This is a genomic window from Microcoleus sp. PH2017_12_PCY_D_A, assembly GCF_020738565.1.
GTDB lineage: Bacteria > Cyanobacteriota > Cyanobacteriia > Cyanobacteriales > Microcoleaceae > Microcoleus.
The window spans coordinates 56,882-77,619 of sequence record NZ_JAEQCI010000029.1 but is presented as its reverse complement, the minus strand read 5'-3'; the positions used below and the strand labels follow the sequence as shown (position 1 = coordinate 77,619).

The 20,738-nt window shown below is 45.5% G+C and carries 17 protein-coding genes; 12 read left to right on the top strand and 5 right to left on the bottom strand.

Going from position 1 to position 20,738, the window contains the following annotated elements; translation table 11 throughout:
• Positions 1 to 57 precede the first annotated feature (57 nt).
• The gene (locus JGK39_RS08695; protein WP_293250935.1) at positions 58 to 1,572 is read right to left on the bottom strand and encodes an NADH-quinone oxidoreductase subunit M; all 1,515 of its coding nucleotides are present in this window, start codon (positions 1,570 to 1,572) and stop codon (positions 58 to 60) included.
• Positions 1,573 to 2,137: 565 nt separating this feature from the next.
• Complete coding sequence (locus JGK39_RS08690; protein WP_293250790.1) at positions 2,138 to 4,012, bottom strand: NAD(P)H-quinone oxidoreductase subunit F; 1,875 nt, start codon at positions 4,010 to 4,012, stop codon at positions 2,138 to 2,140.
• Positions 4,013 to 4,636: 624 nt separating this feature from the next.
• Between JGK39_RS08690 and JGK39_RS08685 the strand changes: the two genes are divergently transcribed.
• The 10 genes from JGK39_RS08685 (at position 4,637) to JGK39_RS08640 (ending at position 15,469) form a co-directional block, all read left to right on the top strand.
• A complete protein-coding gene (locus JGK39_RS08685; RefSeq protein ID WP_006635059.1) occupies positions 4,637 to 4,948 on the top strand; it encodes a carbon dioxide-concentrating mechanism protein CcmK in 312 nt (103 codons plus the stop codon).
• A gap of 107 nt (positions 4,949 to 5,055) precedes the next feature.
• Positions 5,056 to 5,397: a carbon dioxide-concentrating mechanism protein CcmK gene (locus JGK39_RS08680; RefSeq protein ID WP_293250788.1), complete on the top strand. Its 342-nt coding sequence runs from the start codon at positions 5,056 to 5,058 to the stop codon at positions 5,395 to 5,397.
• Positions 5,398 to 5,675: 278 nt separating this feature from the next.
• On the top strand, positions 5,676 to 5,981 hold the full coding sequence (locus JGK39_RS08675) for a EutN/CcmL family microcompartment protein (RefSeq protein WP_293150650.1): 306 nt from the start codon (positions 5,676 to 5,678) through the stop codon (positions 5,979 to 5,981).
• A 182-nt stretch (positions 5,982 to 6,163) separates the two neighbouring features.
• Complete coding sequence (locus JGK39_RS08670; RefSeq protein ID WP_293250786.1) at positions 6,164 to 7,798, top strand: ribulose bisphosphate carboxylase small subunit; 1,635 nt, start codon at positions 6,164 to 6,166, stop codon at positions 7,796 to 7,798.
• A gap of 351 nt (positions 7,799 to 8,149) precedes the next feature.
• The gene (locus JGK39_RS08665; RefSeq protein ID WP_293250784.1) at positions 8,150 to 8,836 is read left to right on the top strand and encodes a carbon dioxide concentrating mechanism protein; all 687 of its coding nucleotides are present in this window, start codon (positions 8,150 to 8,152) and stop codon (positions 8,834 to 8,836) included.
• Positions 8,837 to 9,177: 341 nt separating this feature from the next.
• A complete protein-coding gene (locus JGK39_RS08660) occupies positions 9,178 to 9,954 on the top strand; it encodes a BMC domain-containing protein (RefSeq protein WP_293250782.1) in 777 nt (258 codons plus the stop codon).
• Positions 9,955 to 10,120: 166 nt separating this feature from the next.
• Entirely contained in the window at positions 10,121 to 12,178 is a 2,058-nt protein-coding gene (locus JGK39_RS08655) for an ATP-binding protein (protein ID WP_293250780.1), read from the top strand.
• A gap of 5 nt (positions 12,179 to 12,183) precedes the next feature.
• On the top strand, positions 12,184 to 12,879 hold the full coding sequence (locus JGK39_RS08650; RefSeq protein WP_293250932.1) for a hypothetical protein: 696 nt from the start codon (positions 12,184 to 12,186) through the stop codon (positions 12,877 to 12,879).
• Positions 12,863 to 13,870 (top strand): MBL fold metallo-hydrolase, encoded by a 1,008-nt coding sequence (locus tag JGK39_RS08645; RefSeq protein WP_293250777.1) that lies wholly within the window; start codon positions 12,863 to 12,865, stop codon positions 13,868 to 13,870. Before JGK39_RS08650 ends, JGK39_RS08645 begins: the two co-directional genes overlap by 17 nt.
• A gap of 543 nt (positions 13,871 to 14,413) precedes the next feature.
• Positions 14,414 to 15,469: a tetratricopeptide repeat protein gene (locus JGK39_RS08640; protein ID WP_293250774.1), complete on the top strand. Its 1,056-nt coding sequence runs from the start codon at positions 14,414 to 14,416 to the stop codon at positions 15,467 to 15,469.
• A gap of 288 nt (positions 15,470 to 15,757) precedes the next feature.
• Here JGK39_RS08640 and hemL read toward each other — a convergent pair whose 3' ends face one another.
• On the bottom strand, positions 15,758 to 17,056 hold the full coding sequence (hemL, locus tag JGK39_RS08635) for a glutamate-1-semialdehyde 2,1-aminomutase (protein ID WP_293250771.1): 1,299 nt from the start codon (positions 17,054 to 17,056) through the stop codon (positions 15,758 to 15,760).
• A 327-nt stretch (positions 17,057 to 17,383) separates the two neighbouring features.
• On the opposite strand from hemL, the gene hisIE reads away from it, so the two are divergent.
• On the top strand, positions 17,384 to 18,034 hold the full coding sequence (gene hisIE, locus JGK39_RS08630) for a bifunctional phosphoribosyl-AMP cyclohydrolase/phosphoribosyl-ATP diphosphatase HisIE (RefSeq protein ID WP_293296009.1): 651 nt from the start codon (positions 17,384 to 17,386) through the stop codon (positions 18,032 to 18,034).
• A gap of 263 nt (positions 18,035 to 18,297) precedes the next feature.
• Here hisIE and JGK39_RS08625 read toward each other — a convergent pair whose 3' ends face one another.
• On the bottom strand, positions 18,298 to 19,806 hold the full coding sequence (locus JGK39_RS08625) for an iron uptake porin (RefSeq protein WP_293296010.1): 1,509 nt from the start codon (positions 19,804 to 19,806) through the stop codon (positions 18,298 to 18,300).
• Between JGK39_RS08625 and JGK39_RS08620 the strand changes: the two genes are divergently transcribed.
• Complete coding sequence (locus JGK39_RS08620) at positions 19,796 to 20,134, top strand: hypothetical protein (RefSeq protein WP_293296012.1); 339 nt, start codon at positions 19,796 to 19,798, stop codon at positions 20,132 to 20,134. The two genes, JGK39_RS08625 and JGK39_RS08620, sit on opposite strands and share 11 nt — an antisense overlap.
• Here JGK39_RS08620 and JGK39_RS08615 read toward each other — a convergent pair.
• Positions 20,131 to 20,430 carry a hypothetical protein gene (locus JGK39_RS08615; protein WP_293296014.1) on the bottom strand — a complete coding sequence of 100 codons (300 nt, stop codon included), beginning with the start codon at positions 20,428 to 20,430 and terminating at the stop codon, positions 20,131 to 20,133. The two genes, JGK39_RS08620 and JGK39_RS08615, sit on opposite strands and share 4 nt — an antisense overlap.
• Between the last annotated feature and the right edge of the window lie 308 nt (positions 20,431 to 20,738).

Sequence of the window (20,738 nt, the reverse complement as noted above, 5' to 3'; positions counted from 1 at the left end):
TTTAGTCCTCTTCAAATTCTGAGGACTAAAGTCCTCACTACGAACCTAGGGAAGATATTAGTCTAAGTTTTGAGCAACTTGTTTAACTTGCGCCGGCACAGCCGATACTAAGCCGATCGCAGTTTTCTCGCTCAAACCAACTAAAACAGCGGGCTGCACTCCCATGATGGCGATAATTACTGCTAACACTAGCGAAGGAATGCGATCGCCCCAGCGGACTTGGGGCAAATTCACCACCAAATCGGAAAGGCGGCCGAAAAAGGCGCGGTTGACCATAATTAAAAAGTAAACTGAAGTTAAACCAGTGCCAATCATGCAGAGCAAAGTTTGCACGGGAAACACTGGTAAACTGCCCCTAAACATCAAAAATTCAGCAATAAATCCAGACAATCCTGGAATGCCGGCACTCGCCATCACGCCGACAATCATTAAACTGCCAATTACCGGCAAACCGCGATCGGGATTGAACAAACCTTTGAGCACGTCGATGTTGCGGGTGCCGGATTTTTTGTAAACAATACCGACACTCAAAAATAGCAGCCCTGAAATTAAACCGTGGCTGACCATTTGCAAAACAGTTCCCAGCATACTAATCGGAGTAGCTGCGGCGCTAGCTAACAAAATGTAGCCCATGTGCGCGATCGAACTGTAAGCTACAATTTTTTTCATATCTTTTTGGGCGATCGCGCAACTCGCCCCGTAAATCACGCTTACCACCGCCCAACTCGCCAACCAAGGCGCCGCCACCGCCCACGCATCCGGAAACAAACCCAAACCAAAACGCAGCATCCCGTAGGTTCCCAACTTCAAAAGTACCCCCGCCAGCAGCACCGAAACCGGAGTCGAAGCTTCTACGTGAGCATCCGGCAACCAAGTATGAAAAGGCACCAAAGGAATCTTAATTCCAAAAGCCAGCAACACCCCAGCCAGCAACACAATTTGTCTTACCAAAGGCAATGGGGAACCTCCTTGCAAATGCGATGCGCCGGCTGCACCAACCATATCAAAACTAGAAGCACCGCTCAGCCAAGCTACACCCAAGAAAGCAACCAGCAATACTATTCCCGAAAATGCAGTATAGATTAAAAACTTAGTCGCAGCATAGCCCCGGCGCTCTCCTCCCCAAATCGCAATTAACAGGTAAAGCGGAATTAGTTCTACCTCGAAAAACAGGAAAAATAGCAACAAGTTTTGAGATAAAAAAGCTCCGGTGACGCCGCCGCTAATTAACAGCATCAAAGAATAATAAAGTCGAGGTCTGCGGATCGCCTCATCCGTAGCATAAATAGCTACACCTGTCAGTAGGGTATTTAAAATTACCAAGGGCAGAGACAAACCGTCAACGCCGAGATTGTAATTAAATCCCAAATCATCGATCCAAGGAATAAATTCGGAAAACTGTAACTGACTTGTACTGGCATCAAACTGAGCTGCCACAATCACCGATAGAATAAAAGTTACACCCGCAATGGCGATCGCGGCATTCCTAACTATTTTAGAACTTACCGCACCGGGCCAAAACCCAATCAGGGCGGCGGCCAACATTGGTATCCAGATTAAAGCACTGAGCATCAATTAAAACTTTCCCTTATTACACAGTTTTTAGAACTATATTTAAGATTAACGCAAAGCAACTGCATAAAATAGCGATCGGCATATTTTCTTGTTAATACCAATTTTTTAGGAGGATACTCCCCAATCCGATCCCCCCTAACCCCCCTTAATAAGGGGGGAATAAGATTTCGAGCTTTCTTGCTCCTCCAACCAGAGGGCTGCAAGGCGATCGGAATATGTGCAACGCCCCATTAAATTGGTATAACATAGATGCCAATGTCTCGGGAATCCTCCTAGGACCTCAATTATTAGCGATCGAGAAGATTTGCAAATTAAATGGGAGCATCTCATTCTTGCAAAAAATATCTTTTCTTGAAGTGCTGTCCCCGTTCGCGAGGTGTATAATACTCGCGAGCGGGGACAGCACTACGACACGATTTCACTTCCCGAACTTTTACCCGGCTGGGAAGTTCCGGTTGCAGAATTGTGGCCAGTTGAGTTTGAATAAAATTAGAGGAACAAGCAGACAAACCAAAAACAATTTATCTGCGTTTATCCCCGTTCATCCCCCAACATCTGCGGTTTAGAATTGCCAAATAATCAGCCCCAACAACGCAGCAACTCCCGCAGCAATAGTCAACACATAAAACTGCGATTGACCGGTGCCGCTGTATTTCAAACCTTCACCGCTGAAAATTGTGGCAAAACCGAACAAATTCACCGCCCCGTCTACTACATACTTGTCAGTCCAAGCGCTGATTTTCGCAATAGAAGCTACGGCCCAAACCACAGTCAAGCGGTAAATTCGATCGATATAAAAGTCGTAAGCAAACAAATCCTGCACCGCCGGCACCGGCAAACGTACCGGTCGAGGTAAAACGTTGTACCAATAAATCGCCACGCCAGCGCCAACCCCAATCAAGCCAGATAACACCAACAGCGGAATATCCAGAGTCTTCAATAGCAAATTTAAAGCATCAAAATCTCCCGTTTCCGCCCAAGGGCCAGTCCAACTAATTAACAGTTGCCACTGCTGCAACATCCAAGGCACCAACAGCCCAATCACTGTCAAAATTACCATCGGCAAAGCCATCGGCCAACCGACTTCTGGAGCCCTGCGAGTTTTGGGCTGCGGTTTTCCGACAAATACTAAGGCGAATACGCGAGTTAAATTGAGCGCAGTCAAACCGTTAACTAACAGCAGCACAACTACTAACCACAAGGGCACTGTCCAAAAACCGTTCAGCCACCGTCGCATTACCCAAAAGTTACCCATCGGCAATAGGGCTACCATGCCCGCAGCGCCTACTAAATAAGCCATTGTCGTGGCGGGCATTTTTGACCACAACCCACCCATTTCTGTTAAATCTTGAGTGTTGGTTGTGACAATCACTGAGCCTATGCTCATGAATAATAGTGCTTTGGCGATCGAGTGCGCGAACAGCAGCAGCAATGCAATGTCAACGTGATTCTGCCCCACCGCGATAAACACTAAACCTAAAGAAGCGCTGGTAGAATGCGATAGTGTTCTTTTGATGTCGATTTGGGCGATCGCCACCAAAGAAGCCCCAACAGCCGTCACCGCACCCAACACCACCAGCACCGCATCAGTCACCGGCGATAGCGCCAAAACAGGCTGAAGTTTAATCAAAACATAAGCCCCACCCCCCACAACCACCGTATTCCGCATAATCGAAGCCGGGTTGGGCCCTTCCATCGCCTCGTCGAGCCACAAATGAAACGGAAATTGAGCGCACTTGGCTGTCGGTGCGGCAATTAAAGCCAAGCCTAAAAGAGTCGCAACTAAAGGAGATAAAGTTGCAGTTTCCGCCCATTCTTCTAAATCGGAAAAATTCAAACTTCCGGCTAAAGTTGAAAGCGTCACTACTCCCATCAGCAGCGGTACGTCTCCTACGCGCTTGGTTAAAAACGCATCTCTCGCCGCCGTTACTACCAGGGGTTGAGCGTACCAAAACCCGACTAGCAAATACGTTGAGAGTGTCAGCACTTCCAGCAAACCGTAGGTTAGCAGCAGCGAGTCGCTAATCGCAATCCCGCTAATTGCCGCTTCAAAAAAACCGAGCAGCCCAAAAAATCGAGCTAGCGCCCAGTCTTTTTCCATGTAGCCTAGTGCGTAAATTTGTGCTAGCAAACTCAGAACAGTCACTAGCTCCATTGCTCCGACGCTGATCGTGGAGATTTCTATGGCGAAAGACAAATCTAAATCTGCTGCTTGCACCCAGTGGATGAGCAACTGTTGGGGCGCTCGATCCCAAGTTGCTGTAAAAATCACCGATCCGTGGATGAAAGCCAACACACTCATCAGTAAATTGAAGTAAGCCGCTGGTCTGGGCCCTGTTGTGCGAACGGTTCCCGTAGACCACGGCAAAGTTAGAATGGCCCCTATTAAGCCATATAAAGGTATCCACCAACAGGTTTGGAGGAGAAATTCTGTCATTTAATTTATCCGTTAAACTTCAAATTACCGGCTACCTTGATACAAAAGCAGTTCCGGGCGATCGCGCCACACCGTAAAACTTTGACTAAACTCGATCGTATAGTTTTGGCAAAATAATTTGCACCCAAAATTCACTATACATTAAAGCATCAAAACTGAGAATTTTTTCCCTAGAAAATTACAGGCTGCTCAGAATCGGCACTCACCGAAAAAAAACGCCCGCAAATCGCTAAGACTGCTTTTTTGCCCCTTTCCCCGCGATCCCCCTTGGGAAATCCCAAACTTTCCCGATACCGAGACCCCCAGCCTTCACCCACCGAACTCTAGTTTACAGGTATTTGTACTCAGTTGACTGCTAGCTCCCCGTCCGCATCTACTCCGCTTTATATTAAGATTATTAAATAAATATTAAAATATTATAAGTAACATAAAAAATTTTAATTTTTGTTATTAAACATTATGATGTTAGTTTATATTGTCAAGGTGGACAGCTTCCCCTATTCTATAAGGATAGGAAGCTTTAGACTGCATTCCTAAATAATGTGGGCCTCCCCGTCCAAATTTTTAGATTTCTCAAAGATTTGTTACGGTAATTCCGCTAATCCTCAACTTGGAGATTCAAAAATGTCAATTGCCGTGGGAATGATTGAGACAAAAGGTTTTCCCGCTGTTGTGGAAGCTGCCGACGCTATGGTCAAGGCTGCTCGCGTTACCCTCGTGGGCTATGAAAAAATCGGCAGCGCTCGCGTCACCGTAATTGTGCGCGGCAACGTGTCGGAAGTCCAAGCCTCAGTCGCAGCAGGAGTGGAATCCGTCAAGCGGGTGAACGGCGGAGAAGTCGTCTCTACCCACATCATCGCTCGCCCCCACGAAAACCTAGAATACGTTCTACCAATTCGTTATACAGAAGCAGTAGAGCAGTTCCGAGGCTACTAAGTTCTTAGCGCCCAAAATTCGTTTGACGAAACGTTTGACGAAAAGCAGCGCGATCGTCAAAAATTAACTGTTTAGTTCCGCAAATATTCAATTTAGGAGTAAAACCAATGGCAATTGCAGTTGGCATGATCGAAACCATGGGCTTCCCCGCAGTAGTAGAAGCCGCTGACGCGATGGTCAAAGCAGCCCGCGTCACCTTGGTAGGATACGAAAAAATCGGTAGCGCTCGCGTTACTGTCATTGTAAGAGGAGATGTCTCGGAAGTGCAAGCTTCCGTCGCCGCCGGAGTAGAGTCAGTGAAGCGCGTTAACGGCGGACAAGTGATGTCCACCCACATTATCGCCCGCCCTCACGAAAACTTGGAGTACGTGCTGCCAATTCGCTACACCGAAGCTGTAGAACAGTTCCGCGAAGGCGTGAGCGGCATTCGCCCTCTCAACAGATCTTAAAGATAGGCTCAAGGCTGTTTGGGGCGTTTGGTAATTAAAAATTAAAAATCACAAATTAAAAATGGCGATGTTTTTGATTTAGCATTTTTAATTTTTAATTGAGGTAGGCATGGGATATTGGTTATTAGTCACGAGTCATTAGTCATTAGTCATTAGTCATTAGTCATTAGACAAAAAATCTAAAATGAAGACATGGGACTGAATAAAGCTAATTTAAAAAAGACAAGTGACGGCGAAAAAAATGACAATTACCAATTACCAATTACCAATTACCTAAAATGCAAATGGCCAAAGTTCTAGGCACAGTTGTCAGTACCCAAAAAGAGCCGACGCTGAGAGGATCGAAATTTTTACTGCTGCAATTCATCAATGAGGAAGGTTCGCCAGTTCCCGGCTATGAAGTAGCCGCTGACTGTGTGGGCGCTGGTATAGATGAATGGGTTTTAGTCACCCGCGGCAGCGGGGCCCGGATCGCGCCCGGGAGCGAAGACCGTCCGATCGATGCTCTAGTAGTAGGCATTATAGATACTGTCAATGTAGAAAATCGCCTCATTTACAGTAAAAAAGACGACCCGTACCGCTAGTGGACAGTTGACAGTGGACAGTTGACAGTTGACTCCGAAAGCAGTTGACTCCGAAAGCAGTTGATAGGAAAGCAGTTGACAGTGAACAGTGAACAGTTGACAGTGAACAGTGAACAGTGAACAACTAACAACTAACAACTAACAACTAACAAAATTTTTTTCAGTTTAGGAGAACTTAATTTATGGCAGTCCGCAACGTTGCGGCTCCCCCGACGCCTTGGTCGAAAAACTTGGCTGAGCCCAAAATTCACGACACCGCCTTCGTACATTCCTTTTCTAACATTATTGGGGATGTGCAGATCGGTTCAAATGTGATGATTGCCCCCGGGACATCTATCCGCGCTGATGAAGGCACTCCGTTTTATATCGGATCGGGCAGCAACATTCAAGACGGAGTAGTCATTCACGGTTTAGAGCAAGGCAGAGTTACAGGAGAGGATGACAAATCCTATTCGGTTTGGGTGGGGAAAAATACTTCCCTCACCCACATGGCTTTAATTCACGGCCCGGCCTACGTCGGCGACGATTGCTTTATCGGCTTTCGCTCTACGGTGTTCAATGCCAGAGTGGGCAACGGCTGCATTGTCATGATGCACGTATTAATTCAAGATGTGGAGATTCCCCCCGGTAAGTACATACCTTCGGGAGCCATCATCACTAATCAGCAGCAAGCCGATCGCCTCCCTGACGTTCAAGATTCAGATGTTAAATTTGCGACCCACGTCATCGGCATCAATGACGCTCTGAGAGCGGGTTATCGCTGCGCTGAGAATATCGCCTGTCTAGCACCAATTCGCAACGAGCAATCTAAAAACTCAAATATCACTCAAATGAATTATTCTACCTATGCCGGCACCCAATTGAGTTCCTCTCTAACCGATAGCATCCGCAATTTGCTAGCCCAAGGATACAGCGTGGGAGCGGAATACGCCGACGCCCGCCGGTTCCGCACCGGTTCTTGGCGCACTTGCGGTCCAATTTCCTCAACCCGCGACTCAGAAGTAATCGCTGCTTTGTCGGCTTGTATGGCCGATCACCAAGGAGAATACGTCCGCTTGATCGGGATTGACACCAAGGCCAAGCGCCGCGTATTAGAAGAAATCGTCCAAAGACCGGGAGACAACGGCTCTAACGGTAACGGCGCCACAACTCACCAATCTAACGGTAAAGTTGCACAAACTGCTTACCAAAATGGCGGTTCTGTATCCAACGGCAAATTGAGCGCGGATACTGTGGCTCAAGTTCGCAGCTTGTTAGCTCAAGGCTACAAAGTCGGCACAGAACACGCCGACGCGCGCCGCTTCCGCACCAGTTCTTGGCAAAGCGGGGCTTCGCTGCAAGTCAGAAACGAATCTGAGGCGATCGCCGCTTTAGAATCTGTGATGAACCAATATCCGGGCGAATACGTGCGTTTGATCGGCATTGACCCGAAAGCTAAGCGCCGCGTAGTTGAAGAACTGATTCAGCGTCCCGACGGCCCGGTTGCTCAATCGGCTAAACCGGGTGCAACATCGGGATTCAAAGCAGCAGCTTCGACTGGTGCGGCTGGTAGCGGAAAGTTGACTGGAAAGACGATCGACCAAATCCGCAACCTGCTTTCCCAAGGCTACAAAATTGGCACGGAACACGCCGACGCGCGCCGTTTCCGCACCGGTTCTTGGAGCAGTTGCGCGCCGATCGCCACCAACCGCGAATCCGAAGTAATTTCGGCTCTCGAAGGCTGTCTCCAACAACACAGCGGCGAGTACGTCCGCTTGCTCGGTATCGACTCCAAGGCCAAGCGCCGGGTACTCGAAGAAATTATCCAACGACCATAATTTGTCAGGTAATTAGCTGGTTTCTCCCGTTAAGTGCTCGCGTTGGGCTAGCGGGAGAATCAGTTGACAGTTGACAGTTGACAGTTGACAGTTGACAGTTGACAGTTGACAGTTGACAGTTGACAAAAGAAGGAATGCGATTGGAGTAATGAATCGTCTGATTTTAATTTCTCCTTAAAAGGGTTCCGGCTTTCAACCAATTATTTCGGGCAATTTGTAAGTCCAAATCGAGCTTTTAATTATTAGTAAATAATCGTTTATTAGATTGATAGAGTTAAAATAATCATTCTAAAAAGCGATAAATTAAAGTCGTTTTATCTAAAATCATAGCTCATTTCAAGGTGAAGTTGAATGTATTTATCGCCACTGCAATTAAGTAGCAACTCTCAGATTTTCCTGAGTGGCGATGTAGTTGTGAATGAAGGTGTGGCGATCGCCCCTGGAGTCATCCTCCAAGCAGATCCGGGTAGCCGGATCTCGATCGCCACCGGTGCCTGTATCGGTATGGGAGTTATCCTTCACGCCCGCGAGGGTACTCTGGAAATCGCAGCGGGCGCAATGCTGGGTGCAGGAGTGTTGGTGGTAGGTGCGGGGACGATCGGCGCAAATGCCTGTATTGGCGCGGGAACAACGCTGATTAATCCTGCGATCGACCAAATGCAAATTTTGCCAGCAGGTTCTCTGATCGGAGATACCAGCCGCCAAGTCGCAGCAGAACCAACCGCAGAAACCGCAGAAACCCAAACCGCTGCACCGGAAACCCCCACAGCCACTGCGCCACCAGTTGAACCAACCGTCGATCGCCCGATCGACGACCCGCCCGAACCCGCCCAAACACAGCCTCAAACACCGCCGGAGACAGCCCCAGATCCATCACCAGAAACCGCCGCCAATCCGCCTCCCCAACCAGGAGAAGTCCCAACTATTCTGTACGGTCAAGCTCACATCAATCAGTTGCTGGGGACGCTGTTTCCGCACCGACAAGCTTTTAATCGATCGCAGGAAAACGGTCAAACACTCTCGGGCGGTACCGGATAGAGGTCAATCGATTTTAGATTAAAGAATTGAAGAATTTTAGATTTATTCCACAGATGAATCTGAGACGTTAAAATATTGTCTAAATTTTTGATCTCGACCCTCATGAGTGTCGGGTGCTGGTATCCATTTTGGGGCGTGGTAATTTGTACAAAAGGCGGTTATGCTTAAGGCAGAATCAAAAAAATATAAATAGGTAAGCTCATATTATTGGTAGCTCAGCAATCTTTAAGGTCTTGCAGCATAAATATGTATCTTGCAGCTCGTGCAGTTTGTCTTCTCATCTGAGACACTAAAACTATCAACAAATTTTTATTTTTGGAAGTTTCTAAGGGTAATCGAAGATGAACGGACAAATAGATCGTAACAGCAGTGACTCCGGGCGATCGCAGCGCCAGGAATATTTCAAAGACACTGCCTTGGGTTTGGTATCTACCAAGAGTTTTCCGGCAATTGTCGGGACTGCTGACATGATGCTGAAGTCCGCAGGGGTCATTTTAGTAGGATACGAGAAAATTGGTTCCGGTCACTGTACGGCGATCGTCCGGGGCAGAATTTCCGACGTGCGTTTGGCTGTGGAAGCAGGAGCTCAGACAGCCGAACAATTCGGCCAGTTTGTTTCTAAGCTGGTGATTCCTCGGCCTTTGGCTAATTTGGAAGTGGTTTTGCCGATCGGCTTTCGCCTGACTGAACTGTCGGAAAGCGGTAGTTATTCTCGATTGAGCAATCAGGCGATCGGTTTGCTCGAAACGCGGGGATTTCCGGCAATGGTCGGTGCTTGCGATGCTATGCTCAAATCCGCCGACGTACACTTAGCCGCCTACGAGAAAATTGGCGCCGGTTTGTGCACGGCAATTATTCGCGGCGCAGTCGCAGATGTCGCAGTAGCCGTAGAAGCCGGGATGTACGAAGCTGAGCGCATTGGCGAGTTGAACGCCGTGATGGTAATTCCCAGGCCTTTGGAAGATTTGGAACAAACTTTGCCGCTGGCGAGTTGCTGGATAGAACAGCGGACACCTGTGATGATGCCTATCTCTGTTCAGGAAAAGGAAAAAGAATTGGTCGAACTTCCAGATTTGGAGAAATTGAGAGTTTATGTGGAAGAGGAAATCAATCGGTAATTGGTAATGGGTAATCGGGAATTGGTAATTGGGAATTAGGCAATTGTTCGGCTGTATCTTACTTAATCGATCTGGTAAGGTACTTGTGGCATAATACATATAGAGGTTCTGTATAGATTTTGAGATTGTTTGCAACTCTTGGTGATATTAAATAACGGAAAATATCATGCACTTTAAGTTTTCACCAAACATCCTCAACAGGCTGGGCGAAGAACTGATTCCGAACCCGGATCAAGGTATTATCGAGTTAGTTAAGAATGCTTATGATGCTGATGCTACAAAATGCACGGTAGAGCTTATTAATACTAACAATATAGGTGGCTCAATAATTATTTCAGATAACGGCACAGGTATGGATACTGATGCCATTAGTGAGGGATGGTTGGTACTGGGCCGCTCAAAAAAAGCAGCCCGCGAGCCAACACTGCTGGGACGTTTACCTGTTGGCGATAAAGGATTAGGCAGGCTAGCTGCTTTACGGCAAGGTTCTCAAGTTAACCTAAAAACCCGACCTAAAAATGAGCCGGGAGTTGAGTACAGTCTCATAATTAACTGGGATGTTTTTGAAGGCGCTGATGTCGTAGAAGATGTCTCTTTTGATGCTCAAAAAAATCCCACTGAAAAAAGTCAAGGAACTGATATTATAATTCACAACTTAAAAGTTAAGTTGGGAAGACTTGAGATTAAAAGACTGGCAAGAGAACTTTTACTTTTAGCCGATCCATTTGATAATAGTGTCGCTTTTCGTCCTCGGCTGATAGCTCCGGGCTTTTCTGATATCGAAAAAAAAGTAAATGAGGCTTACTTTGAGGCGGCTGAATATCATTTAAAAGCTAGTTTGAATGCGAAGGGAACTGCTGAAGCGACACTGTTAGATTGGAAGGGAGATTTAATTTTTAGCGCTGAGCATGAAAATATTTCTCGAAATCCCTCTAAAGAACCATACAGAAGTGTTCCAGCGGAATTTGAGATGTGGGTTTTTCTGCTAAATCCTCAAAATTTCTCAGCCAAAAAAGTTTCTTCCGCAGAAGTCAGAAGTTGGCTGACTGAGGTAGGAGGTGTTCATCTTTACCACCGAGGTTTGCGGGTCAAGCCTTACGGCGATCGCACCGATGATTGGCTGAATATAAATTTAGCACGGGCTAGGAACCCTGAGGTGCGTCCTTCCACCAGCACGGTTATTGGCAGGGTAATTGCGAGCGATCCTGATGACTTCCTAATTCAAAAAACCGATCGGCTCGGTTTCATTGAGAATGAAGCTTTTTTAGAGCTGAGACGCTTTGCTGTCGATGTGTTGGAATGGATCGCTAAAGAGCGGTTGAAAGAAACAGAAAAAAAACGAGAGGACATCAAGCAAGAATTTAGTCAAGATGTTCAGGATGTCAAAATACGCCTTGAAAAAGCGATTGAAGAAGCAGTACCGCAAGAAAATCGGGCGATTGTGCGGAATATAGTTAAACAGTATGAAAGTGCAAAAGAGCGAGAAATAAAAGCATTGCGCGATGACCTTCACCTCTATCGCAGTTTGGCCACAGCGGGAACAACGGCAGCAGTTTTTGCTCACGAATCTAGTAAACCTGTCACTCTGATCGAGAAAATAGCTAAGAGAATAGAAAGTAAAGGAAAAGAACTACTGAGTGACGAGGCATATATAAAGTCTCTGAAAGAACCTGTAGAAATGCTTTATCGAGTCAGTAGTTCTTGGAAGCGTTTTGCTAATTTTCCGCTGCATTTATTAAAACGAGAAAAGCGTCGCTCTGGTGTGGTAGATGTCCACAGTGTTATTGACGATACAGTTGAACTGTTCCAACCTTTTTTTGAAGAATCTCAAATAAAAATAAAAAAAATAAAAGTTAATCAAATACCCCACATCCGGGGCAGCATTGCTCTGGTAGAAGCTATTCTGACAAATCTGCTGACAAATACTATCAATGCTTTCCAGGTTGAGGGCGCACGCAATCAAGGACGGCAAATAATTATCAGCACTGAAATTTTAGGGAATAACGTGCGGCTAAAAGTCTTAGATAATGGTTTGGGAATCAAGGATATTGAACTAGATGAAATTTGGTTGCCCGGTATCACGACTACACCGGGTGGTACAGGTTTTGGCTTGACAATTGTCAAAGATTCTGTTAAAGATATGAGAGGGAAAGTACGCGCGATAGCGAATGGCGAATTGGGAGGAGCTGAGTTTGCTGTAGAATTACCGCTTTCTGGAAGTTAACTGTGATGATTTCACCAAGTTTTCTCGGTACAATAGCAATAGTTGATGATGAAAAAGACTTAGCTGAATCAACTGGATGGGATGTAGAAGCTGCTGGTTTTAAACCTATAATACTAGATGGCTCTTTCGATGAAGTGAATCTACTTGCATCGTATATTGCGAAAAATGCTCAAGGTGCCTTGTGCGATAATCGCTTGGCTAATTATGGGCGGACTAATTTTTCTGGCTCGACATTAGTGGCAGCGTTGTACGATCTAAAAATTCCATCAATTCTCATAACTCAGTACACTGCAATAGATGCCAATGTCTCTATTAGAAAGTCGCGGCGCAAAATTCCCGTGCTTTTGACTCGAGATGAAGCCAATGCTGCGACTATAAAACAAGGAATGGAAAACTGTGTTTTAGAACTTAGTGGTCAAGTCCCCAGTAACAGAAAACCTCATAGAACGCTAGTAAGAATCACCAATACTGATAAAGAATCTGGGGAAGATGTTCTAGATGCAATAGTTCCTGGTTGGAATCCCCATGAGGCTGTTCGTTTTCCGGCTGTGCTTATTCCCGCAAAAATTCGACAGGACGCACTAAAAGCAGGTGTCCGTTTATTTGCTCATGTTAATATAGGAGCTGATAAATCTGAGGATCTTTATTTTGAGAAATTTCAGTTAGCACCTGAGCTAGATGATAATGATGAGCTTACCTGAACTTATAATTTTAGATGTTGGTCATGGAAATTGTGCTATTCTGCGAGATACAAATGGCGTAATAATTATTGACTGTCCGCATGGCGTTACTTTGATAGAAACACTGGAAAATCTATCTATTCAAGAAATTTCACACATTTTAATTTCCCATGCTGATGGTGACCACATTGCAGGGATAATTAACCTACTTTCAAATGAAACAATAAAAATTAATAATGTACATTTAAACCCAGATTTACTGAGAAAAACTGAAATTTGGAAGGATTTAATTATTGCTTTAAAAGATGCTCGACAACGTTTTGGTACAGTAGTTTCAAGTGAACTGACAACAACAAAAACAGGTCAGTTGAATGTCGGTCAAGTTACGGTAGAAATTCTTGCCCCAACTCCTGAATTAGCTCTACTTGGTGGGGTAGGTAAAACTGTGGATGAGCGTCGATTGAATCCTAACTCGACATCGGCTGTTATTGGTCTAGTTCACAATACTCATAGAGTGGCTATATTATGTGCTGATATTGACCAAGTTGGATTAGATCAACTTCTAAAGGAAAGAAGTGATTTGAAAGCTGACATCTTGGTTTTTCCGCATCATGGAGGTAGACCGGGTGGCGCAGATGGCAAAGCATTTGCTCAGCAGTTATGCAATTTAGTCAAACCAAATCTAGTAGTATTCTCAATCGGTCGGGGGCGATTTAGCAATCCCCGCGAGGAAATAGTAGAAGGTGTAGTTTCTTCTGTGCCAATGGCTCATATTTTATGTACTCAACTATCAAGCCAATGTGCGGACAGCGTTCCTGATTTAGAGCCTACACACTTAAACAATCTACCTGCTAGAGGGCGCAGAAGCAACAGTTGTTGCGGTGGAACTGTATCAATTAAGATTGAAGGCAATAGAACGACTTCTGCTGCGGGCTTTGCTCCACACAAAGAATTTATTGATCGAGTTTATAATCCACTATGTCGGCGTTTTTTAGTTAGAACGGAGTCATAAGAGCCGATCCTTATTTCCTCTCCTCCTCCCTAGTTTATAAAGCAATACGGTTCATTTAAGAACAATCTGACTGCCAAAAGAGGTATCTCCCACACAATCATGAGATTCAATTCGTAAAAAAGCGCTAACTGAACCGTATTAATTTATAAAGGCGTACTGCGGGAAATACTCAGACTTAGTTTAGCCAAAAGATATAAAGTTTACACCGAGAAAGTGCGTGCAACAATTGATACCGGAACGCAGCCGCTCGCACTCGCAGGACAAAACACAGAATGGCAACTAAAATTATGCTTTTGAGTACAACTTGAGATGACACGCTGTCGAACTCGGGAAGTAAATCGAGCCGAGAGTGCTGACTATCTCAAGAGCATCAAATTCCTGTTAAGATAAACTTAAAATCCTGTTTCGGGTAGATTTCCTGGAATAAGTCAAGAGTTACTCTAGATGCAGGTGGATGCTCTTTCAACAGATTAACCCCTGTCGAACTCAACACTGAGTGCAAAGGAATCAATCCAGAATCCAGCAAGGAATGAAAGTTGACCTATGAACATCAAAGAATCGAACCTCAACCATTTTTATAAGCGCGGGTTGCACAGCGCCAAGCAAGGCAACTACGAAGCGGCACTTGAGGACTTCGATCAGATACTGCAAGTCAATCCCGCCGATGCCAAAGCTTACAACAATCGCGGCTTGGTTTACTATTATATGAAAGACTACCAAAAGGCGATCGCAGACCTCAGCCAAGCACTAGATATCAATCCTAATTTGTTCGAGGCCTATTTAAATCGCGGCAATGCTTGGCGCCATCTGGGAGAAAACGAAAAAGCCATTGACGATCTCAACTGTGCTTTAGTAAATAAGCCTGACAGCCACGCTATCTACAACAACAGGGGACTCGTACTTGCTAATTTAGGACATTACGAAGAAGCAATAGAAGACTACGATCGAGCTCTCTCTATCAATTCGCAAAATTATAAAACCTATTACAACCGAGGGCGCGCTTTCTACCTTTTGGGAGAAAAACAAGCAGCAACGGAGAACTTTAACGAAACGCTGCGGTTGAATCCCAGATATATCAAAGCTTACATAAATCGCGGACTCTGTTATCACCAATTAGGAGACAATACCCAGGCGATCGCCGATTATAACACAGCACTGGGCATCGACCACAACAATGTTTATGCCTATTATAACAGAGGTTGCGTTCGCTATAAATTAAAACAAATGCAGCTAGCAATTGAAGACTTTAACAAAGCAGTGGAACTCGAACCCAACTACGTTAAAGCTTATCTCAACCGGGGTTTAGCGCTGTACAAATTGGGAGATATTGCAACAGCAAATAGGGATTTTTACCACGTAATGTGTATTAATGCTGAAGCTTATTTATACTACCAGGCCCAGCGCTGCACCCCTGATATCAATTCCTATTTCAAAGAAGCCCCACAGATGGAACTGAATAATGCTGTAGAATACTACAACACCACATTAAATACGATTTCAAGTTCCTTAAGTTCGGCAGCATTAAATGCGATTTGGAATCAAGAAGATTTGGAGAACAGAGACTCGATAATCTGTGAAGGTGAATTTCTCAATGAGTGAATTAGTCATTAGTCATTAGTCATTAGTCATTAGTCATTAGTCATTAGTTATTAGTCATTAGTCATTAGTTATTAAATAGGTTATCGAAAAAATAAAAACTCCTCAGAAACCCGGTTTTTTCGTATATTCCTCGTTACTAAACACAAAATATCATAGAAACCGGGTTTCTAGCCCGCTCGTTATAAAATCAGAGGACTAAAGTCCTCACTACGAACACCTTTATAAAATTGGTTCGTAGTGTGGACTTCAGTCCGCATTCATCAAGGACTAAAGTCCTTACTACAAGCTTTAAATGCTGGCCATCACTTCGCGGGCGGCGGCCAAAGTGCGATCGACATCCTCCTCAGTATGAGCCAAAGAAGTAAATCCCGCCTCAAACTGCGAAGGAGCCAGATAAACACCGTGTTCCAACATTCCGCGGTGAAAACGGCTGAACTTCGTCAAATCAGACTTCTTAGCATCCTCGTAATTGTGAACCGGGCCCGCCGCAAAAAACAAGCCAAACATCCCGCTAATTTGGCCGCCGCAAACAGCGTGTCCCGCTTCCTTACCAATTTTCAGCAATCCCTCGGACAGTTTTTTAGTAATCCTGTCCAACTGTTCGTAAGTGCCGGGTTTTTGCAACAATTCCAAAGTTTTAATCCCAGCAGTCATCGCCAAAGGATTTCCCGAAAGCGTACCAGCTTGATACATCGGGCCTGCGGGAGCCACCATCCCCATGATATCGCGCCTTCCGCCGTAAGCGCCCACGGGCAAACCGCCGCCGATAACCTTACCCAAGGTTGTCAAATCTGGGGTGACACCGAATTTTTCCTGAGCTCCGCCGTAGGCGATGCGGAAACCAGTCATTACTTCGTCAAACACCAACAAAGCACCGTTATCTTTGGTAATTTCCCGCAAACCTTCGAGAAAACCTGCATCCGGTACAATAAAACCGGCATTTCCTACAACAGGTTCTAGCATCACGCCTGCGATTTCGCCCGGATGTTCGGCAAATAAAGCTTTGACTGCTTCCAAATCATTGTAAGGAGCGTTGAGGGTGTTGGCGGTAACGGATTTCGGCACGCCGGGAGAGTCTGGAAGGCCGAGAGTTGCCACGCCGGAACCTGCTTTTACCAGGAACATATCGGCGTGTCCGTGATAGCAGCCTTCAAATTTAATCAGTTTGTCGCGGCCTGTGAAGGCTCGCATCAGCCGCAAAACGGCCATACAAGCTTCGGTACCGGAATTGACAAATCGCACCATTTCAATGCTGGGAACGGCATCAATCACCATTTCGGCGAGTACATTTTCCAACAGCGAGGGTGCGCCGAAACTCGTACCTTTTTCTAAAGATTCGTGAAGGGCTTTGATGACTTCGGGGTGGGCGTGGCCGCAGATAGCCGGGCCCCAAGTACCTACGTAGTCAATGTATTGGTTGCTGTCAACATCCCAAATGTAGGCTCCGTTTACCCTGTCAAAGACAATGGGCTGTCCGCCTACAGATTTGAAGGCGCGCACGGGGGAACTGACGCCACCGGGCATCATTTTCTGGGCGGCGGCAAAGATTTCTTCTGATTTGGTCGTTTTCAAGGTTGTGGAAACCAATGTTTTCTCCTTAGTGAAGGTCTTTTGTTGGTAGGATACTTAATATAGCGACTTCTGGTTAAAGGCTAAGCCGATTCAAGGAAACTATAATAGTAGATCTTAGGATACAAACCAATCAGTAGCAATACTAGCTTCGGTTTTTCAGGCTTTGTAGAACCCGCACTCCTAGCCCTAAAGTGTAATTTTTTGTAAAATAGTTCTTGACAATTTGCCCATCACTCACCTAATCTCCTCTCTTCTCTCTGCGTTCTCTGCGCTCTCTGCGGTTAATAAAAAAAAATATCCGACACCAAAGCGTTAATTTATCTAAAAAGCTGCAATAAAATTATGTCTGTTAATGATGTGTCTAGTTTGAGCCGATCGATCCCAATTGAAAAGATCCGTTATGACGATCGCGGTTTAGTGCCTGCGATCGTCCAAGATTACTTAGACGGCACTGTGTTGATGATGGCGTGGATGAATCGGGAGTCACTCGAAAAAACCATGGAAACCGGTCAAACTTGGTTCTGGAGCCGTTCTCGCGCCGAATTGTGGCCGAAAGGGGCGACTTCGGGACACGTTCAAAATGTCAAAGGGCTGCGTTACGACTGCGATAGCGATGCTTTGCTGGTGACTGTCGAACAAGTGGGAGATATTGCTTGTCACACGGGTGAAAGAAGTTGTTTTCACCAAGTTGACGGGGAAATTGTGGCGCCGCCGGGGGATATGTTATCTCAATTATTTGACGTAATTTGCGATCGGCGCGACAATCCTAACGAGACTTCTTATACTTGCAAGTTGTTCGAGGGTGGCGATAACAAGATTCTCAAGAAAATTGGCGAAGAGTCGGCGGAAGTTGTGATGGCTTGCAAAGACGACGACAAAGACGCGATCGCCGGAGAAGTTGCGGATCTATTTTATCACGCTTTGGTTGCTTTGGCTCACCATCAGGTTGATTTGAGGGCGGTTTACCGCAAATTGGGCGATCGCAGAAAATAGTCAATAATTGATTATAGGTTTGTAGTGAGGACTTCAGTCCTCTTCTTCAAAACTCGATCGAGAACCTGCAAAACCAAGATAACAGACACGACACCCAAAGCCAAACCAACCAAAAATTATCCACCTTTGCAGGCTAACAGCTAATACATAGATCAGTTTGTAGTGCGGACTTTAGTCCGCAAAACGCTGCGGACTAAAGTCCGCACTACGAACCAATCTTACGGCAATGATAGTGCCCGTAACCCAATCAGATTTTCACGACTCTAGAAACTAAAAGTAGTGCGGAGAACCCCCACCCCTACAGTATCATTATCCTTAGTACCTTCAGGATTGAACAACACAAAAGCACCCGGTGTAATGCTGATATTATCGTTAACTTTGAAACGATAATAAGCTTCCAAATGATAAGGAGTTGCCTTATTTGCCTGAAAACGAGCACCGCCGCTTACCGAATCCCGATCCAAAGGCTGTCCGAACAGAATACCTGCATTATTGCCCTGTTTGAACATATCTCGGAAATGGAAACCTACCATCCAACTGTTAAAAGTTGTAGAAGCATTGCTTCTTTCAGCATCAGCAATTATCCAACCTCCATAGGTAGAAACAGCTAATTTCGGAGAAAGCCGCCAAGTAGCAGTACCGCCAAACGAATTCATCCTCACACCGCCACCAACAGGTTCTTTATCCCTTCCCAAAATTGAACCCAAATCCGCATCAGACAATCCAGTGGCCAGAATATTCAATTGGTGGCGGCTGTAAGCGTAATTCAAACCAATGTCAATACTGCTAGTTGGTTTAATAGTTAACTGTGCCGCAGCAACGGTACTGCCCTCAAATAAACCCGCACCCAACGGAGTAGCTGGAAAGCCCAAATCCTTAGGCAAAGCAGCATTTACACTGCCGTACAAAGCTGTGAGATTGACCTTTTTAGAAAGGTTCCAAATAAACCCACCTGCCGATGCTAAACCGCTGCCAGAAGTGCCGCCGGATACGCGCACTACAGGGTTGTAACCTCCAAATCTCGAAATAGATTCTTGCCCTTCTCCAGCAAAAGGAGTGATTGCTTGAAAAGCGTCTGAAGTTTCAGCTTTCGGGCCGACAAATAAAGTGATGCTGCTAGAAACTGGAAACACGTAAAGCAGTTTGTAAAGTTCAACAGTATTAGCGCCGATGCTCGATAGATTCTGAGGATTAATCCCGGGGAATTGCGGCTCAAAACTCAGCTTTGCTTGACTGTCAGACAAGCCTTTAAATGCCCCCCTGGACAAACCCAACTCAGGGCCAAAACTGCCAAGGTTGTAAGCTTGCAAGCCTGTTATTAATGTATCTTTCCCTGTGAAACTGGTAAGCAGATTCAGGCGCACTCGGTAATTGAAGACTGTTTGAGTATCGCTGTGATTGTTTTTGGTAGTATCGGCAACACTAAAAATTGCTTCGCCTTTGAGTTTAGTTGTTGTCGAAAATTGATTTGCTTCTAATTCGGAGGTACGCGCTTCCAAAGCATCGACTCTACCGCGCAAAGTAGCTAATTCTGCTGCAAATTCTTCTTGCAGTCTTTGCAGTTTGGCTAAGTCGTCTTTCGTTGCTAAATTGGTTGTACCTGCTTTGATTAATTCGTTAACTTTGTCCAAACAAGCGTTTAAACCGGCGGCAAACTCGTAGCGAGTCATTGCCCGATTGCCTCGGAATGTACCGTCAGGATATCCCGCTATACAGCCGTATCTTTCGACGAGAGATTGCAATGCTTGAAAGGCCCAGTCTGTGGGGCGCACGTCGGAGAGTTGCGAGATAGATGTTACTTGTTGGAGTTCGGTAGATTCTGGGGTTTCGCTGTTGGTTGCTGCGGGTTCTAAGGAATCGCTGTTGGCGATTTCAGCTATTTTTTCGGAAGTTGAGGTTTCTGTTTTGGCAATAACTGGTGCAGGGTTTGGGGCGGGAATTACAGATGTTTTTTCTGTGACTTCTGCTGGTGTCTGCGAGTTTGGGGAAGGGGCAACAGATACTTGTTCTGTGACTTCTGCTGGGGCTGGGTTTGCTGGTGTTTCGGCAATGTTTAAAGAGTTTTCCGCTGGATTTTCTGCGGTTAATGCTGTTATTTAGGGGGGATTGAGGTTGGCAGTTTCTTGGGGAAGAGTTGCGTTTTGATTTGTTGTTGAGATGGTTTTGTCAGCTTGTACTGAATCAACTTGTTGTTTTATTTCGGATGTTTCAGGAATTTTGATCTGCTGATTTTCAACTGTTGCGTTCAGGCTGATTTTAGCCTCTAACTCTTTTAAGTCTTGAGGACCAGATGTTTCTTTTTCTGCGGCGGGAGGCATCGCAGCTAATGGTAAAGAAGCGGCAAGTATATAGAATAAACCTACTGCACTAGCACTAAATAGTAAACGTGTTTTCACTAGAATACCTCACCCAATTGATTGTAAAATTATTGTTAGCTTTTTAGGGAGTGTAAACCTATTCGGGATCAAAAAACAGAAGGTTTTGAGTGTATTAAATTGATATTTCTTATGGCTACCATAAGATAAATAAAACAATTGCCTATCAGAATCTAAGGCTGCTAGGCATTTTTTTTGCTATTTATTTATCTGGTTGATTGCGGTATCACGAAAAAAGTATAGCGGTTCTCAAGCTGAGGTATGCCCTAGGCCCTAGGCCCTAGGCCCTAGGCCCTAGGCCCTAGGCCGGATAGTACCTCATCTGAGCT